The organism is Novosphingobium sp. BL-S-33 (assembly GCF_056857025.1).
In genome coordinates this window covers 1012920-1028673 of the sequence record NZ_CM166474.1, presented here as the reverse complement: position 1 = coordinate 1028673, position 15754 = coordinate 1012920, and the positions used below count along the sequence as shown (strand labels likewise).

At 66.3% G+C, this 15754-nt stretch carries 14 protein-coding genes; 9 read left to right on the top strand and 5 right to left on the bottom strand.

The genetic code is table 11. The features are described from left to right. Positions 1-54 precede the first annotated feature (54 nt). On the bottom strand, positions 55-927 hold the full coding sequence (locus tag AC1VVM_RS04825) for a hypothetical protein (protein WP_482955987.1): 873 nt from the start codon (positions 925-927) through the stop codon (positions 55-57). Positions 928-1294: 367 nt separating this feature from the next. Between AC1VVM_RS04825 and AC1VVM_RS04820 the strand changes: the two genes are divergently transcribed. The 4 genes from AC1VVM_RS04820 to AC1VVM_RS04805 all read left to right on the top strand — a co-directional run bounded on the left by AC1VVM_RS04820 (position 1295) and on the right by AC1VVM_RS04805 (position 3905). Beyond that, the gene (locus AC1VVM_RS04820; RefSeq protein WP_132387957.1) at positions 1295-1954 is read left to right on the top strand and encodes an energy transducer TonB; all 660 of its coding nucleotides are present in this window, start codon (positions 1295-1297) and stop codon (positions 1952-1954) included. A gap of 74 nt (positions 1955-2028) precedes the next feature. Continuing rightward, positions 2029-2802: a MotA/TolQ/ExbB proton channel family protein gene (locus AC1VVM_RS04815; RefSeq protein WP_132387955.1), complete on the top strand. Its 774-nt coding sequence runs from the start codon at positions 2029-2031 to the stop codon at positions 2800-2802. Between the two features lie 111 nt (positions 2803-2913). After that, positions 2914-3447, top strand: coding sequence for an ExbD/TolR family protein (locus tag AC1VVM_RS04810; RefSeq protein ID WP_207904693.1), 534 nt, complete (start codon positions 2914-2916; stop codon positions 3445-3447). 23 nt (positions 3448-3470) lie between these two features. After that, entirely contained in the window at positions 3471-3905 is a 435-nt protein-coding gene (locus AC1VVM_RS04805) for an ExbD/TolR family protein (protein ID WP_132387951.1), read from the top strand. An 83-nt stretch (positions 3906-3988) separates the two neighbouring features. Here AC1VVM_RS04805 and AC1VVM_RS04800 read toward each other — a convergent pair whose 3' ends face one another. After that, positions 3989-6472: a ligase-associated DNA damage response DEXH box helicase gene (locus tag AC1VVM_RS04800; RefSeq protein ID WP_482955986.1), complete on the bottom strand. Its 2484-nt coding sequence runs from the start codon at positions 6470-6472 to the stop codon at positions 3989-3991. Between the two features lie 145 nt (positions 6473-6617). Here AC1VVM_RS04800 and AC1VVM_RS04795 point away from each other — a divergent pair, with 145 nt between their 5' ends. Beyond that, positions 6618-7889 (top strand): MgtC/SapB family protein, encoded by a 1272-nt coding sequence (locus AC1VVM_RS04795; protein WP_482955985.1) that lies wholly within the window; start codon positions 6618-6620, stop codon positions 7887-7889. On the opposite strand, the gene pgmG is transcribed toward AC1VVM_RS04795, so the two are convergent. From pgmG to AC1VVM_RS04780, 3 genes are read right to left on the bottom strand one after another with little or no spacing between them, the layout of a single operon-like run. Next, positions 7886-9298 (bottom strand): phosphoglucomutase/phosphomannomutase PgmG, encoded by a 1413-nt coding sequence (gene pgmG / locus AC1VVM_RS04790; protein ID WP_482955984.1) that lies wholly within the window; start codon positions 9296-9298, stop codon positions 7886-7888. The genes AC1VVM_RS04795 and pgmG overlap by 4 nt on opposite strands. A gap of 11 nt (positions 9299-9309) precedes the next feature. Continuing rightward, positions 9310-9645, bottom strand: coding sequence for a J domain-containing protein (locus AC1VVM_RS04785; RefSeq protein WP_482902957.1), 336 nt, complete (start codon positions 9643-9645; stop codon positions 9310-9312). A gap of 10 nt (positions 9646-9655) precedes the next feature. Then, the gene (locus AC1VVM_RS04780; protein ID WP_132387943.1) at positions 9656-10468 is read right to left on the bottom strand and encodes a division plane positioning ATPase MipZ; all 813 of its coding nucleotides are present in this window, start codon (positions 10466-10468) and stop codon (positions 9656-9658) included. Positions 10469-10627: 159 nt separating this feature from the next. On the opposite strand from AC1VVM_RS04780, the gene panC reads away from it, so the two are divergent. The 4 genes from panC to AC1VVM_RS04760 all read left to right on the top strand — a co-directional run bounded on the left by panC (position 10628) and on the right by AC1VVM_RS04760 (position 15746). After that, positions 10628-11500, top strand: a complete 873-nt coding sequence (gene panC, locus AC1VVM_RS04775) for a pantoate--beta-alanine ligase (RefSeq protein WP_482955983.1) — start codon at positions 10628-10630, stop codon at positions 11498-11500. Between the two features lie 74 nt (positions 11501-11574). Further along, complete coding sequence (locus tag AC1VVM_RS04770; protein ID WP_482955982.1) at positions 11575-11979, top strand: DUF2946 family protein; 405 nt, start codon at positions 11575-11577, stop codon at positions 11977-11979. A 90-nt stretch (positions 11980-12069) separates the two neighbouring features. Next, the gene (locus AC1VVM_RS04765) at positions 12070-14355 is read left to right on the top strand and encodes a TonB-dependent receptor (RefSeq protein ID WP_482955981.1); all 2286 of its coding nucleotides are present in this window, start codon (positions 12070-12072) and stop codon (positions 14353-14355) included. Continuing rightward, a complete protein-coding gene (locus AC1VVM_RS04760) occupies positions 14355-15746 on the top strand; it encodes a PepSY-associated TM helix domain-containing protein (RefSeq protein ID WP_482955980.1) in 1392 nt (463 codons plus the stop codon). Before AC1VVM_RS04765 ends, AC1VVM_RS04760 begins: the two co-directional genes overlap by 1 nt. Positions 15747-15754: the final 8 nt, after the last annotated feature.

Below are 15754 nucleotides of genomic sequence, written 5' to 3'. Positions count from 1 at the left end.
CCAGTACCTTCGCGCCCCGAACCCTTAATATAGAGCCAAGAACCGCGACCGAGTTCAGCGGCTCACGGGATTGCGGACGCAAGGTCCGAGCTGGTTCAGCACCATGCGATAGTCCGCCGCCGCCTGCTTCATAGCTTCCACGCCTTCGGAAACGTTTGCACGCTGCGGCGGATTGGCCGGGAGCGAGCAGGCGAGGCGATACCATTCCAGCGTCTCAGGCTTGGGCGGATGGCCGATATCGGCCACCAGTTCGGAGAAAGAGACACCCCAGGCCGGAACCGTGCCGGGTTCATGGACGACCGTGATCGAGGCGGCCGACCCGCTTTCGGTCGAGAGGAAGATCTGGGTCTCTCCCTGCCCGGCAAGATTGCCCGGGACAAAGAGCAGTTCACGCACGCCGGTGATTCGCGCCGGCGCATCGGGGGCGACAAGCGCTTTCAGCAGGCCGCGCACGCGCGCTTCCACCTGTTCGCTCCAGAGCTGCTGCGCAGTGGGGGTAACCAGCTGCAGCTCTCCGGGGCGTCCTGCGACAGGACGTGCAAAGAGCAGGACGTCCTGCTTCTTGAGCGTCGGCGGCTTGCCGCGCGCATCGAGAGGAAGGTCCACGAGATAGGCAAAACTTTGCCCGATCGGCGAGGAGCCCGTGAGCAGCGAACGGGTATCGGCATCCACGTAGAAACGGCCCATTCCGGGCGTAAGCCCCGGCGCGCGGGCATCCTCTACGCGCGCCATCTTGCGCACCGTAGCGCGCACCACCAGCGGGGCCGAATCGGCCAGCGTGGCAAGATCGGCGAAAGTCGCCTCGCGCAGCAGCGCCGGCGCATCGTCCCGGGAAGCCGGCTGGGCCTGCGCTAGCGCCGGAAACGCCTGCACAGCCAGGGCGGCACACGCCAGTTTCAGGGCAAGACGGGGCAGATTCGCAGGCATTGGGAACGATCTCCGGAAAGCGCGGGGCGAGGCCTTAGCGACTTGCACAAGGCTGTACAAATTTCCCCCTTCCCAGCTTGGAACTTAACAGCCATGAATCAGGTGTTAACGACACGATTGCCGATAAGGCGTTGCACAGGGGCAACGGTCCCGCTAAGGAATTCCGCAAAACGGGGCAAAAAAACGAAAATGCCCCACGGTTCGCCAACCCCGTTACAACGTTTACGGTTAGGTGAACTGACAGCCGTCAGGGTGGGTAATTTAGAGTTTCGTCATGGACCTTTCCTTGGGGAGGGGGCCATGGGCGCCTTTGGCCCTGTCCGCACCCGGGTGGGGTTGGGGCTTGATTATGGAGTGATGCGTTTGAATGGCTTACGCTGACCAGCAAATGAGCGGCAACAAGATTGCCGCGCTTGTCATTGTCGCGCTGATCCACGTCTTTGTAGGCTATGCACTCGTCACGGGTCTGGCTTACTCCGCGGTGAAGCAGGTCATGAAGAAAGTGACCACAGTCGACATCAAGGAAGAGAAACCCAAGGAGGAGCCGCCGCCGCCGCCCCCCCAGAAGCAGGATACGCCGCCGCCGCCGATCGTGGCGCCGCCGCCGCCGATCAACATCGCACCGGCTCCGCCGGCCATCACGACCGTGACCACGCCGCCTCCGGTGGCGCTGCCCGCGGTTCCGATTCCGGCTCCTGCGGCACCGATTGCACCGCCGGCCCCCCCGGCCCCCTCGAAGGCGCGTGGCGCGTCGGTCAAGGGTGGTTGGACCAGCCGCTTCAACCAGGAATATCCGGCCAAGGCCCTGCGCGAAGAGCGTGAAGGCCGCGTCGGTGTCCGCGTTTCGATCGGTCCCGATGGTCGCGTCACGAGCTGCTCCGTCACCAGCTCCAGCGGTAGCCCGGAACTCGACGCCGCGGCCTGTGAAGGCATGAACCGTTTCGGTCGCTTCAACCCCGCTCTCGATGACGCGGGTAACGCAACCACCGGTTCGTACGCGACGACGATCGTCTACAAGCTCAGTTAAATTTGACGGCCTGGCCGGAACCCCCACGCGTTGGATTCGGCCAAATCCTGCATTCTTCTTGAGAGGTAAATCGCATGCTTATCGTTGACATCCTTGCCGCCGCTGGCGAAGCAGCGCCGCAGAACAAGTTCGGCTTTGTCGAAGCTCTTCAGGCCGGTGGTTTCATTTCGTACGCCACCGTGACCATCATGGGCATCATGTCGTTCGGCTCGTTCTACATCCTCTTCACCAAGTGGTTCGAACAGTCGAAGATCCTGCGCCAGTTCGGCGCAGTGCGCACCGCGTTCTGGAAGGCTCCCACCCTGCGTGAAGGCGCTGCCAAGCTGGACAAGAACAGCGCATGGCGCCAGCTCGTCGACGACGGCATCGCCGCCGAAGACCAGCACTCGAAGATGACCGACTCGCTCGAAGCCCATGACTGGATGCACGCTTCGCTCGCTCGTTCGGAAGCCTCGATCAACTCGCGTCTCGCCACCGGCCTGCCGTTCCTCGCCACCGTCGGCGCGACCGCACCGTTCATCGGTCTGTTCGGTACCGTGGTCGGCATCTACCGCGCCCTGATCGCCATCGGCATCGCCGGTTCGGCTTCGATCGACAAGGTTGCCGGTCCGGTCGGTGAATCGCTGATCATGACCGCGCTCGGCCTGATCGTCGCCGTTCCCGCAGTTCTGGCTTACAACTACCTCCAGAGCCGCAACAAGCGCATCGCCGAACTGCTGACCGGCTTCTCGGCCGACCTGCTGGCGAACATCAACTCGAAGGGCACCGTTAAGCCCGTCATCTCCACCGCCGCCGCCAAGCCCGCCGCTGCTCCGGCCAAGCCGGCTGCTGCTCCGGCCAAGCCGTAAGCAGCATGGGACGCGCTGTCACACGGTAGCGCGTCCACGGGGACCCAGGCGGCGGAGCACTTCGTTTGCATCCGTCGCCCCCCAGGGCAACGCAAGGATTAGGATAAGACTATGGCGATATCCACGGGCGGAGGCGGTGCCGAAAAACCGATGTCCGACATCAACACGACGCCGCTCGTCGACGTCATGCTGGTGCTTTTGATCATCTTCCTGATCGCGGTCCCGGTCGCGATCCAGACGATCGAAAAGCTGAAGATCCCCGTCATCGTGGCGGTCGAATCGAAGGACAAGGTGGAAAACCTCCTCCTCTCCGTCTCGACCACCGACGATTCGGGTCGCAGCGCAGGTGAACCCGGCTTCCAGGGCGCGTCGCGCAATGGCGAATGCCGCGTTTACTTCAACAACATCACGCCGGTGACCTCGCAGGAACTGTACGACCAGGCCTTCAAGCGTCTTGACGCCATCGTGAAGCGCGAAGGCGGTCCGGCAGCCCTTAGGGACAATCCGGATCTCGTGCCGCAGGTCCACATCCGCGGTGACGTGAACGCCCCCTGGCGTTGCGTGGCCGGTGCGATCTACAACGTCCAGATCGCTGGTTACCCGACGGTTGGCTTCATCACCAACCCGGTTGACCCGGGCGCGTGACGCTCGAGAAGGAGTAACATTCCATGGCAATGTCAGGCGGCAAGGATGATGGCGCCCCGATGATGGAAATGAACACGACGCCGTTGATCGACGTCATGCTCGTTCTCCTCATCATGTTCATCATCACCATCCCGGTTGCGACCCACTCGATCGATATCGATCTGCCGGTTGCAACTCCCCCGACGAACACGCCGCCGCCGGTGGACCCGATCAAGAACAAGATCGTGCTCACCGCGGATGCGAAGATTCTCTGGAACGGCAATGCCGTGGACCAGGGAACCCTGCGGAACCTGCTGGCGCAGTCGCTGACCTACAAGGTCGAGCCCGAACTGCAGTACCAGCCGGAAGCCCAGGCAAGCTACGAGCTTTCGGCTCAGGTTCTGGAGCTGATCAAGGCTTCGAACGTGACCAAGTTCGGCTTCGTCGGTAACGACCAGTTCCGCGAATTCGGCAAGTAAGCCGGGCAACGGACAGGTTCCCCCGGGAACCAAGGAAGGGGCGGAGAGATCCGCCCCTTTTTCTTTGCCCTGCGCAGACAGCCTCAGACCTCCTCGGGCGGGTCCACCCGCATCGCCAGCGAGGCAAGGCTCTCCGCCTCCACCAGCAGGTCTTCATCGGCCGCTCCGGACGGCAGCGATTCGCGGCCGATCATCGACAGGGCCGGGACCGAGAGCGGGCTGATCCGGTCCAGCCGGACATGGTCCACTTCACGCGCCGCCCGGTCGAGGACATCGGCCACGCGGGCCACATCGGTCATGCGCGCGCGGGCATCGGCCCAGGCGGCCTCTATCAGCAAGTGATCGGGTTCGTACTTGCGCAGGACATCATAGATCAGATCGGTCGAGAAGGTGACCTGCCGCCCCGACTTGCGCGTCCCCGGCTGCTGCCGTTCGACGAGCCCGGAAATCACCGCCACTTCGCGAAAGGCCCGGCGCAGCAGGTAGGACTGCTGCACCCAGTCGACGAATTCGTGCGTCAGGATATCGGGCGAGAGCAGCGCGGCGGGGTCCTCCACCGGCTTCAGCCCCCAGACCACCAGTGCATAGTCGGTGGCCACGAAACCCAGCGGCCCCAGCCCGCGATCCTCCATGCGCCGGGTAATCAGCATGCCCAGCGACTGGTTGGCCGGCCAGCCCTCGAACGTATAATACGTCGTATAGGCGGCGCCGTGGTGCGGGAAGCTTTCCACCAGCAGCCGCCCCGGCGCGGGCAAGTGCGAGCGCCAGTCCTGCACTTCCAGCCACTCTCGCACGTCATCGGGAAAACGCGCCCAGCCCGCGCGGTCGAACAGCATGGCGCGGACGCGCTCGGCCAGATGGGTCGAAATCGGCATTCGCTGGCCCATGTAGCTGGGGATCGTCGCCGAGCGTTTGGCCGCCCGCACGATCAGCTCCAGCTCGCGCAGAGCCTCGACCTCCAGATCCATGCCCGCAAACCGGAACGTGTCGCCGGGCTTGAGGCTGGCCCCGAAGCCTTCCTCCACCCGCCCCAGCGAGCGGCCGTTGCGGAAGCGCACTTCCAGCATTTCGGCATCGACGATGATCCCGGCATTGAGCCGATGGCGCGCGGCATGCTCGGGATGAGTCAACCGCCATTGCCAGCCCCCCTCCCCGTCCTTCTCGCGCACGATCCGGCGGAAGCGGTCATAGGAGCGCAGCGCGTAGCCCCCCGTCGCCACGAAATCGAGCACGCGGGCGAAGATCGTCTCCTCCACCCAGGCATATGCGGCGGACGAGCGCAGTTCGGCAAGCAGCGCCTGCTCGCGGAACGGCCCCGCACAGGCGGTGCCCATGACGTGCTGCGCCAGCACGTCCAGCCCGCCGGGGCGGAAAGCCTCACCGTCGCGCTGGCCCTCGCGCACCGCTTCCTGCGCGGCGAAAGCCTCCAGGAACTCGAAGCGATTGCCCGGTACCAACATGGCCTTGCTGGGCTGGTCGAGCCGGTGATTGGCGCGGCCAATACGCTGGAGCAGGCGGGAGGATCCCTTGGGCGCCCCCATCTGCACGACAAGGTCGATATCGCCCCAATCGACACCGAGATCGAGGCTGGCGGTACATACGAGCGCCCGAAGCCGCCCCTCGGCCATCGCCCCCTCCACCTTGCGCCGCGCCTCCTTCGAGAGCGAGCCGTGGTGGATGCCGATCGGCAGGTTGTCCTCGTTGGCGTCCCACAATTCCTGAAAGATGTACTCGGCAAGGAAGCGAGTATTGGTGAATATCAGCGTGGTGCGGTGCGCCTTGATCTGTTCGATCAGCTGCGGGATCGCCCATGTCGCCGCGTGGCCGCTCCAGGGGATGCGCTCCTCCTGTGGTAGCAGGATCGAGACTTCCGGTTCAGCGCCGGGCTCGCCCTTCACCAGTTCCACCGCGTCGATCTCCCCCCAAGGGGCCAGCCAGCCCCGGAAGGCATCGGGATCGGCCAGCGTCGCGGAAAGCCCGGCCCGCTGCAGACCCGGGCTCAGCGCCTGCAACCGCGCGAGCGACAGCGCGAGCAGGTCCCCCCGCTTGCCGGTGGCGAACGCATGGATCTCGTCGATCACCACGCGTTTCAGGCCGGCGAACAGTTCCGGCGCTTCGGGATAGGTCAGCAGCAGCGAAAGCGATTCGGGCGTCGTCAGCAGCACGTGCGGCGGCCGGGCGCGCTGGCGGGCCTTGCGGTCGGAGGGCGTATCGCCGCTGCGGGTCTCGATGCGGATCGGCAGTCCCATCTCTTCCACCGGTGCCAGCAGGTTGCGCTGGACATCGTGGGCAAGCGCCTTAAGCGGCGAGACATAGAGCGTGTGCAGCCCTTCGGGCATCGCCGTCCCTTGCCGCCGCGAGGGGCAGAAATCCGCCAGTGTCGGCAGGAAACCCGCCAGCGTCTTGCCCGCGCCGGTATCGGCAACGAGCAATGCGTGATTACCCCGGTCCGCCGCGGCGAGCATCTCCTGCTGGTGCCGCCGGACACGCCAGCCGCGTGCGGCGAACCAGTCCCCGATCTCGACAGGAACCTCGGCAGGAGAATCTGCGGAAGACTTTGCGGTCATCGCTCGGATCGGTTCACGGCCATGGCCGAACAGGTGGAGCACGTCCCGCGGCGCGAGAAAAGCCTTGTACCGCAAGAACGTCCGACTTGCGCTTCGCCGCGCGCACAGTCACCATGGCAAGCCGATGCCACCGACGCGGGGGCCCATGCCGATCGACCTCGAGCTTTCCGACCTCGCCCGACTTGCCGTGAGCCTTGCGCTCGGGCTGCTGGTGGGCATCCAGCGCGGCTGGGCCCAGCGCGACCGGCAGGAAGGCACGCGCTTCGCAGGCGTCCGCACTTTCGCACTGATCGGACTTATCGGCGGCATTGCCGGCATGCTCTTTCGCGGCGCGCCCGGACCGGCCACGGTTCTGCTCGGCGCGGCAGGGCTGCTGGTGCTGGTGGGGTACCTCCGCGACAGCCGGCTCAGCGAAACCGCCAGCGGGACGAGCGGCCTTGTCGCCCTGCTCACGCTCGCCAGCGGTTTTCTCGTCGGCGTGGGAGAGCGCCTGACCGGCACCGCCATCGCCGTCATCATGGTCCTCCTGCTGGCCCTGCGCGATCAGCTTCACGGATGGATCAACCGGCTCAGCCAGCGCGAGGTGCTGTCGATTGCGCGCTATGCGCTGGTCGCGCTGGTCATTCTGCCGCTGTTGCCGGACAAGGCTTTCGGGCCCTACTATGCGTGGAATCCGCGCCATCTCTGGTTGGTGGTCGTGCTGGTCTCGGGCCTGTCGTTCGGCGGCTATTTCGCGACCCGCATGCTCGGTGCGACGCGCGGAATCATCGCCACCGCCGCCGCCGGGGCGCTGGTGTCTTCAGCGGCCGTGACCGCCTCGCTCGCCAGCCGCATGAAGGAGGGGGAAGAGCCGCGCCCGGTCTTCCCCGCCGCCATCGCCTTCGCCTCGGTCATCATGTTTCTGCGCGTGCTGGTGCTGGTGGCCATCCTCGCGCCGATTGCCCTGCCGACGCTGGCGCGGCTGATCGCGCCCGGCCTTGTCGTCGCCATCATTGCCGCCGGTTGGTACCTCAGGCGCAGCCGCACCGCCGCCACGCCGAATCCCGGCCACGAAATCGCGATGCGCAACCCGTTCGACATTGGGCCCGCACTGATGCTGGCAGGGCTGGTCATGGTGCTGACCGTCGCCTCGCTCTGGGTTCTGGACAACTTCGGCGAGCGGGGCCTGGGAGCGGTTCTGGCGCTTGCCGGCACAATCGATGTCGATGCCGCCATCATCACTCTGGGCGGCCTGACCGGCCACTCGCTCGACGCGCGGATGGCCGGACTGGTGCTGGCCGTGCCGATCGCGCTCAACACTTTGTACAAGGCGGGCGTGGTCCTCAGCCTTGCGGGATGGCGGAATGGCCGGTCCGCCGCGCTGCCCCTTGCCGCCAGCGCGCTGGCCATCGGCGCAGCCGTTCTGACGCTGCTTTAGCGCGAAAGCCCCGAAGCGGCGAGTTGAACGTCGATTTCCGCAACCAGGCGCTCCAGCCCTTCGGCCGTCTCGCTTTCGGCGCGCGCCACCAGCATGTCCTGCGTGTTCGAGGCGCGCAGCAGCCACCAGCCATCGGCCGTGGTGACGCGCACGCCGTCCACCGCGACGACCTCGGCCCCGGCTTCGATCAGCCGCGCATGGACTTCCTCAACGGCGGCGAACTTGCGGCTTTCGGCCACCCGGAAACGCAGTTCTGGGGTCGAGACGAGGCGCGGCATTGCCGCATGCAAATCCTCGACACTGCGCCCCAGCCGCAAGGTCGCGGCGATCAGCCGCAGCGCGGCATAGTAGGCGTCGTCGAAGCCGTAATAGTCGTCGGCGAAGAACATGTGCCCGGTCATCTCGCCCGCGAGCAGCGCGCCGGTTTCCTTCATCCGTGACTTGATGAGCGCGTGCCCGGTCTTCCACATGTCCGGCACGCCGCCCAGCGCCGCGACGCTGTCGAACAGCACGCGCGAGGCCTTGACGTCGGCAATGACCTGCGCGCCCGGATTCCGGCGCAGCAGGTCTTCGGCATAGATCAGCAGCAGTTGATCCCCGCCGAGCGCGCGTCCGGCGCCGTCGATCACACCGATACGGTCCGCATCGCCGTCGAAAGCCACTCCGAAATCGAGGTTCTTTGCCGCGACGAGCGCCCTGAGGTCTGCAAGATTGGCCTCCTCGCTCGGATCCGGATGGTGGTTCGGGAAGGTCCCGTCCACTTCTGTAAAGAGAAGATGATGCTCCCCAGGCAAGCGCGAGATCAGCAGTTCCAGCACGGGTCCGGCAGCGCCGTTGCCGGCGTCCCAGCCGATGCGCAGGCCGCCCAGACGATCGGCGGGCAGGCCGGCCAGAGCGGGAAGCAAACCCTCGACATAGGCATGCTCGACGCTGCGATCTTCGATGCTGACATCTTCGAGGGAGCCGCCACGATGGACCCGTACCCAGGCGCCCACCGCAGCTATTTCGCCCAGCCGCTGGATCGCCGCCCCGAAAAACGGGCGTCCCTGCATGACCATCTTGAAGCCATTCTGATCGGCGGGATTGTGGCTGCCAGTAATCTGAATGCCGCCCTGCACGTCTTCAGCTGACGCTTCGGCGAAGTAGAGCATCGGGCTGCTCGAAACGCCGATCCGCACCACATCGACGCCGCCAGCGAGCAGGCCTTCGACCAGCGCCGCTTCCAGTGCCGGGGAACTGATCCGCCCGTCGCGGCCGACCACCACCTTGCGGCCGCCTTCGCGGCGCAGCAGCGTGGCAAATGCGCGGCCGATGGCGAGCGCGTCGTCCGTACCGAGATTCTCGCCGACGACGCCGCGAATGTCATATTCGCGCAGGATGGTCGGGTCGAAGCGATGGGTTTCCATCATGCCGGGAGGCCTCAGTTGCGGGCGCCCCGGTCGAGCGTTTCCAGCAGCAGGTCGCGGGCGGCATTGGCCTCATGGACCTTTTCATTGGATCCACCGCGATCGGGGTGGACCTGAACCACGCGGCGGCGGTGCGCTTCGAGGATGGCCTCGCGGTTCGCGCCTTCGGGCAGGCCGAGCAGGGCACGGGCCTGCACTTGCGCGTGGATTTGCGCGAATGACAGCCCCTTGTCCTCCTGCGATGCAGCGGAGTTGAGCTTCATCGTGCGCGCCAGATTGCGCCACGGCCACTGCCCGGTGGTCAGCTTCCAGGCGATGCAACCCAGTGCGATGAGCCAGATGAGTTTCATCGCCCCTGCTTCACTTTTCGTCGGCGAGTTCGAACTGCGGCTCGCGGCGGTCCGGCATCGGCAGGTTGAGCCCTGCGACCAGCTGCCGCAGTTCCTGCCGCGCGACCAGATGGCTGGTGCCGAGTTCGCCGAGGTGTCCCTTGTCGAGCAAGGTCAGGCCCGAGGGGAACAGTTCGCGGAAAATGACGCGCTCGGACAGGCCCGGCGAAATCCGGAAGCCCACCCGCTTCGACAGTTCCTTGAGCGCGCCTTCAAGGCGGCGCATGTTCTTCGCCTCGACGTGCTGGACGCGGTTGCGCACCACCACCCAGTCAAGCTCACGCCGACCTTCGTTGATCGTCTTCAACCCGCGCTTCTTGCGGGTTTCCCACATGAGTTCGGCATAGAACGAGAGCTTCTTCACGCGGAACGTGTCGTTTTCGACCTGACCGATCAGGTCGAAGTCCACGAAGCTGTCGTTCAGCGGGGTCACCAGCGTATCCGCCGTGGCGGCGACGTGGCGGGCGAACTGGTCGTCGCGGCCGGGCGTGTCGAAGATCAGGAAGTCATAGCCTTCGGCGATGGCTTCGGAGAGATCGTCAAGCTCGCCGATATCGTCCCCGTCGTAGACCGAGAAACGCGCGCCCGGCAGCGCGATGTCGCGCAGCTTTTCGGTTTCGATGCGGTTTTCGAGGTAGCGATAAAGCGTGCGCTGGCGCGGATCGAGGTCGATCGCGGCCACTTTCGCGCCCTGGTAGGCGAGCGCGATGGCGACGTGCACCGCAGTGGTGGACTTGCCGGTGCCGCCTTTTTCATTGGCGAAGACGATGCGATGCGCTGTCACGGACCCTGTCGCTTTCCCTGTTGTCGCCGGCCCTGCCCGGCAAGCGAAGTCTGATCCCCTTCCACCGGAAGCGGATATCCATTGCCGCCCGGGGCGCGCCGGCGCTAAGGGCTGGCGCGAGGACCGGTCAAGTCCATTCTAACGGAGCAGACACCCCCAATGCAAACCGTCTACAGCCTTGATCCACTGCGCCGTTCGGTTTCCGCGCTCCGCCAATCGGACAACGGCTCCGGAACGATCGCCCTCGTGCCCACCATGGGCGCGCTTCATGAAGGGCACCTGACACTCGTGCGCGAGGCGCGCAAGCGGGCGGATCACGTGGTTGTCTCGATTTTCGTCAACCCGCTCCAGTTCGGTGTAAACGAGGATCTCGACGCCTATCCGCGCCAGCTTGAGCGCGATTGCGCGCTGCTGGAGCCCGAAGGCGTGGCGCTGGTCTGGGCCCCGACCGTGGAGGCGATGTATCCGCAGGGCTTTTCCACCAATGTGGGGGTTACCGGCGTCAGCGACGGTCTGTGCGGCGCCTCGCGCCCCGGCCATTTCGATGGCGTCGCCACGGTCGTGTGCAAGCTGTTCCATCAGGTCCTGCCCGATATTGCGCTGTTTGGAGAGAAGGACTGGCAGCAACTGGCGGTAATCCGCCGCATGGCGCGCGATCTCGATCTTACCCGGCCCCATGTCGATAGCGTGATCGGGGTGGAGACGGTGCGCGAGGCGAACGGACTCGCCCGCTCCTCGCGCAATGCCTATCTGGCGGCAGAAGAGCGCGCGCAGGCGGTTACCCTGCCCACCGCAATGAAAGTCGCGATCGCCGCGATCGAGAGCGGCGAGCCGGTCGCCCGGAGCATCGCCGCGCTGGAAGCGGCGCTGATCGCGGGCGGTTTCGCGTCGGTGGACTATGCCGAACTGCGCGATGCCGAGAACCTTGACCTGCTCGGTGCCCGCAGCGAGCGGCCGATGCGCCTGCTGGTCGCCGCGCGGATCGGCAAGGCCCGGCTGATCGACAACATGGCAGTCGCGCCTTCGGCCTGATCGCCGCCCCGAACTCTCTTGACGCATGCACTTGAGCCGTGACGGGGCCGTCGTTTCCGGCTAGTCCCCCTGCCGTGGGCACTCTTCGGCACTTCTTTCGGGCCCGACCCGGACTGGCGGCACTGCTGCTGGCGGTGGCGCTGTGCCTCAAGGCCGTGGTTCCCGCCGGCTACATGCCCGCGGCGCAGGGCGGTCCGCTGATGGTGGAACTCTGCTCCGGCGCCGCCTCTACCGGCGGCAAGGTCATGATCGCGCTCGCCCGCAAGGGCGGGGCCGGAAACGACGCCGGCAAGGCGATGGACCACCCTTGCGCCTTCTCGTCGCATGCGGCGGCGGCCATCGATGCCGCGCTGCCGGTGCTCCTGGCCGCCGCGATCGCTTTCGTCTTCGTCGCCGCGATCCTGCGCGCGCCGCTGGCGCTGGCCTCCGTCCGCACGGGCTTGCGGCCACCCTTGCGCGGACCACCCGCAACCATCTGATCCCCGCCACAGCCGCGCGTTCGCGTGCGGCCCCTCCGGCTTGAGTGCACGCTGACGTCCATCGCGCGTGCCGATCAGGTGAACTTTTCGATGATCCGTATCTGGCGCGCGCTTGGCGCGGCTCCGCTTGCCCTCATTTCCCTCCCGGCCATGGCCGAGGAACCCGCAGATGCCCCATCGGGCGATTCCATCCTTGTCGTCGGCCAGCGTGACGCGCCGATCAGCCTGGAAGCCCGCGGCCTTTCGGTCAGCCTTGGCGACGAGCAGTTCCAGGGCGTGAACGCCCAAAACGTCGAAGACCTGATGAAGTACGCGCCCGATTTCTTCGTGCGCAAACGCTTCGCGGGCGATTCCAACGGCGTTCCGGGCTTTCGCGGCACCCATTCGACCCAGAGCGCGCGTTCGCTGGTGATGGTGGACGGCTTCACCGTCTCCAACTTCCTCGGCAATTCGTTCGCCTATGCGCCCAAGTGGGGCGTCGTCGGCCCCGGCGAGGTTTCACAGTTCGACGTGGTCTACGGCCCCTATTCGGCGCGCTACGCGGGCAATTCGATGGGCGGCGTGGTCAATATCACCACACGTTCCCCGGAGAAGACCGAGGCTTTCGTGACCGTGCAGGGCCTGCTCCAGCCCTACGACCAGTTCGCGACGCATGACAGCTATTGGGGCTGGTCGGGCGAGGCGGGCGTGGGCTTCCGGCAGGAAGACGGCCCGTGGTCGCTGCGCCTATCCGGCCGCCATTTCCGCAACGACGGCCAGCCGATGATGTTCTACGGCCTCACGCCATCGACCGGCACCGGCCCCGAAGTCACCGGGGCAGTGATCGACCCGAAGCAACACATGGCGGGCGCCCCCGGCACCACCGCCAGTCCGATCTTCGCGGCACAGAGCCCCGCCGCGATCACGCAGGATCAGGCCAAGCTGCGGCTCGGCTATGACGGCGCCTCCGGCGTGAGCGGCGAAGTGCTGCTGGCCTATTGGCACAATCTCGACAGCCAGACCGCCCCCGATTGCTACTTGCGCAACGCGGGCGGCAACGTGGTCTGCGACGGCCTCGTCTCGATCGGCGGGCAGACCTACAAGGCCAGCGGCGCCAACTGGTCCCGCACGGTGCGGGACGAACTGCTGGCAGGTGCCAAAGTGGCGGCGCCGCTTTCCGATGCGCTGACGCTGACCGCCAATGTCTCGACCTACCAGATCCTGCGGTCGGACGGCTTCACGTCGACAGGCTATGTGGCCGGTGCCTCGGACGGCGCGGGCACCTTGGCGCGGCAGGGACCGACTTATTGGTACACCGGCGACCTTGGCCTGACCGCCGATCTCGGCGGCGCGCAACTGGCGGGGGGCCTCAGCGGCAATTTCTACAGGACCGACATCGTCAATTACGCCCTCGCCAACTGGCGCAGTGATGCGGCAGCGGCCTTCTCGACCGAGACTTTCGGCAAGACCCGCAACCTTGCGGCATGGGCCGAACTGCGCGTGCCGATCAGCACGGTCACGCTGACGCTGGGCAGTCGCTTCGAGGATTGGCGTGCGTTCGGCGGCGGGCTTGGCCGGCTCGACACCTCGGGCCAGCCGGTGTTCAACCGCTACAACAGCCGCCACGCCAGCGCCTTCCAGCCCAAGGCCTCGGCCGAATGGGCGATCGACAATCAGACCAGCCTCCAGCTCAGCCTTGCCAAGGCCACGCGCTTTCCCACCGTGGGCGAACTGTTCCAGGGCAGTCTCAATGGCGACGGCAGCTTCAATCCCGACAGCTTCGACCCGAACCTGAAGCCCGAGCGCTCGACCGACGCCAACGTGCTGCTCGCCCGCCAGTTCGGCAAAGTGAAGCTCACCGGATCGGCGTTCTGGCAGCGAGTGAGCAACACGATCTTCGCCTTCACCGGCTTCAACCAGAATGGCGTCACGACGTCGACGTTCAAGAATATCGACCTCACTCGCCAATATGGCTTCGAACTGATCGCGGAAGCGCGTGGGCTGCTGCCCGGTCTCGACGTGGACGCCAACGCGGCGTGGATCGATTCGATTACCGTGCGCAATGACGCCGCCCCCGCCGCCGAGGGCGTGCAGTTCCCCCGCATCCCGCGCTGGCGGCTCAACGGCAATCTGCGATACCGCGTGATCCCGCCGGTCCTGCTTTCGCTGGGCCTGCGCTATGCCAGCCGCCCGAACACCGACCTGTTCGGTCTCCAGCGCGGCGATACCTACGGCTACACCTCCGAACTCTTCGCGCTCGACGCCAAAGTGAGCTGGGACGTGACCGAACAGCTGCGCCTGAGCGCGGGCGTCGACAACCTGACCAATGACCGGGCCTGGGTCTACCACCCCTACCCGCAGCGCAGCTTCCTGGTGGAAGCGGGATGGAAGATGTGATGGGCACTGCAACGCATACCGAAACGCGCCCGGAGATGCGGGCCGAACGCTGGTACCGCGCGGTTTGGCGCTGGCATTTCTACGCCGGGCTGTTCTGCGTGCCCTTCGTCCTGTGGCTCTCCGTCTCCGGCGGGCTCTATCTGTTCAAGCCGCAGATCGAGCAGGCGCTCTATGCCCCCTATCACGGCGTCGCGAGCGGACGGGCCCCGCGCCTTTCGCCCGACCGTATCGCCGCGGGCGCCGTGGCGGCGGTGCCGGGATCGATGCTCCACAAGTACGTCCTGCCCCGATCCCCGGCCGACGCGGTGGAAGTGCTGGTGGGCAAGGGCGCGACCGACATCCGGGTCTGGGTCCATCCCGAGACCGGCGCGGTGCTCTACCAGGTGCCGGAGGAAAGCCGCTTCATGCGCGTGGTCTTCCGTCTCCACGGCGAGCTGCTTTCGGGAGACTACGGCTCAGCGCTGGTGGAAACGGCGGCGTGCTGGACCATCGTCATGCTCCTGACCGGGCTGTTCCTGTGGTGGCCACGCGCGGCGAGCGGCCTTGCCGGGGTGCTCTACCCGCGCCTGTTCCGGGGCCGGACGCTGTTCTGGCGCGATATCCACGCCGTCACCGGCCTATGGATCACGCTGGGCGCGGTGTTCCTGATCGCCACGGGTCTGCCCTGGGCCAATGCCTGGGGGAGCTACTTCGGGCAGGTCCGCTATCTGACCGGCACCGCTGCCGGACGGCAGGACTGGTCCGCCGGCTCCGACGCCGACGCCCACCGGCGCGCCATGGCCGATGCCGGAATGCGGGCGATGATGTCCGAACATGCCGAGCATCACGGCATGACCATGAGCCACATGGCCGCGAGCCCCGCCGCGCTCGATTCCGTCGTCGCCCGCGCGGGCGGCCTTGGCTTCGCGCATCCGGTGGAGGTCAGCCCGCCCACGGCCTCTGGCACGCCGTGGCAGGTCCGCAGTCAGGACGAGAACCGCCCGATGCGCGACAGTGCCGAAGTCGCCAATGACGGCACCCTGATCGGCATCGAGCGCTTCTCGCAGCGGCATTGGATCGACCGCGCGGTCGGCTACGGCGTCGCCATCCACGAAGGGGCGTGGCGGGGACTGGCCAACCAGCTCGTCAATCTGGCGGTGCTGATGGGGCTGGTCACGCTCTGCCTGTCGAGCGTGGTGCTCTGGTGGCGACGGCGGCCGCAGGGCCGTCTGGGCGCGCCGGCCACGCTGGCCCCGCTGCGCCATAGCTGGGCGCTGGTCGCGCTGGTCCTGCTGATGGCCTTGCTGATGCCGCTGTTCGGGATCTCGCTGGGCCTTGCCGTGCTCGCCGAATGGAGCCTCAGGCGGATCGCGCCGAGGCTGGGCACATGGATGGGCTGGCGAACCGCCTGAAACGAAAC

Coding starts and splice junctions, on each gene's coding strand:
- AC1VVM_RS04825 (WP_482955987.1), bottom strand. CDS start 927: ATGCCTGCGAATCTGCCCCGTCTTGCCCTGAAACTGGCGTGTGCCGCC.
- AC1VVM_RS04820 (WP_132387957.1), top strand. CDS start 1,295: ATGGCTTACGCTGACCAGCAAATGAGCGGCAACAAGATTGCCGCGCTT.
- AC1VVM_RS04815 (WP_132387955.1), top strand. CDS start 2,029: ATGCTTATCGTTGACATCCTTGCCGCCGCTGGCGAAGCAGCGCCGCAG.
- AC1VVM_RS04810 (WP_207904693.1), top strand. CDS start 2,914: ATGGCGATATCCACGGGCGGAGGCGGTGCCGAAAAACCGATGTCCGAC.
- AC1VVM_RS04805 (WP_132387951.1), top strand. CDS start 3,471: ATGGCAATGTCAGGCGGCAAGGATGATGGCGCCCCGATGATGGAAATG.
- AC1VVM_RS04800 (WP_482955986.1), bottom strand. CDS start 6,472: ATGACCGCAAAGTCTTCCGCAGATTCTCCTGCCGAGGTTCCTGTCGAG.
- AC1VVM_RS04795 (WP_482955985.1), top strand. CDS start 6,618: ATGCCGATCGACCTCGAGCTTTCCGACCTCGCCCGACTTGCCGTGAGC.
- pgmG (WP_482955984.1), bottom strand. CDS start 9,298: ATGATGGAAACCCATCGCTTCGACCCGACCATCCTGCGCGAATATGAC.
- AC1VVM_RS04785 (WP_482902957.1), bottom strand. CDS start 9,645: ATGAAACTCATCTGGCTCATCGCACTGGGTTGCATCGCCTGGAAGCTG.
- panC (WP_482955983.1), top strand. CDS start 10,628: ATGCAAACCGTCTACAGCCTTGATCCACTGCGCCGTTCGGTTTCCGCG.
- AC1VVM_RS04765 (WP_482955981.1), top strand. CDS start 12,070: ATGATCCGTATCTGGCGCGCGCTTGGCGCGGCTCCGCTTGCCCTCATT.
- AC1VVM_RS04760 (WP_482955980.1), top strand. CDS start 14,355: ATGGGCACTGCAACGCATACCGAAACGCGCCCGGAGATGCGGGCCGAA.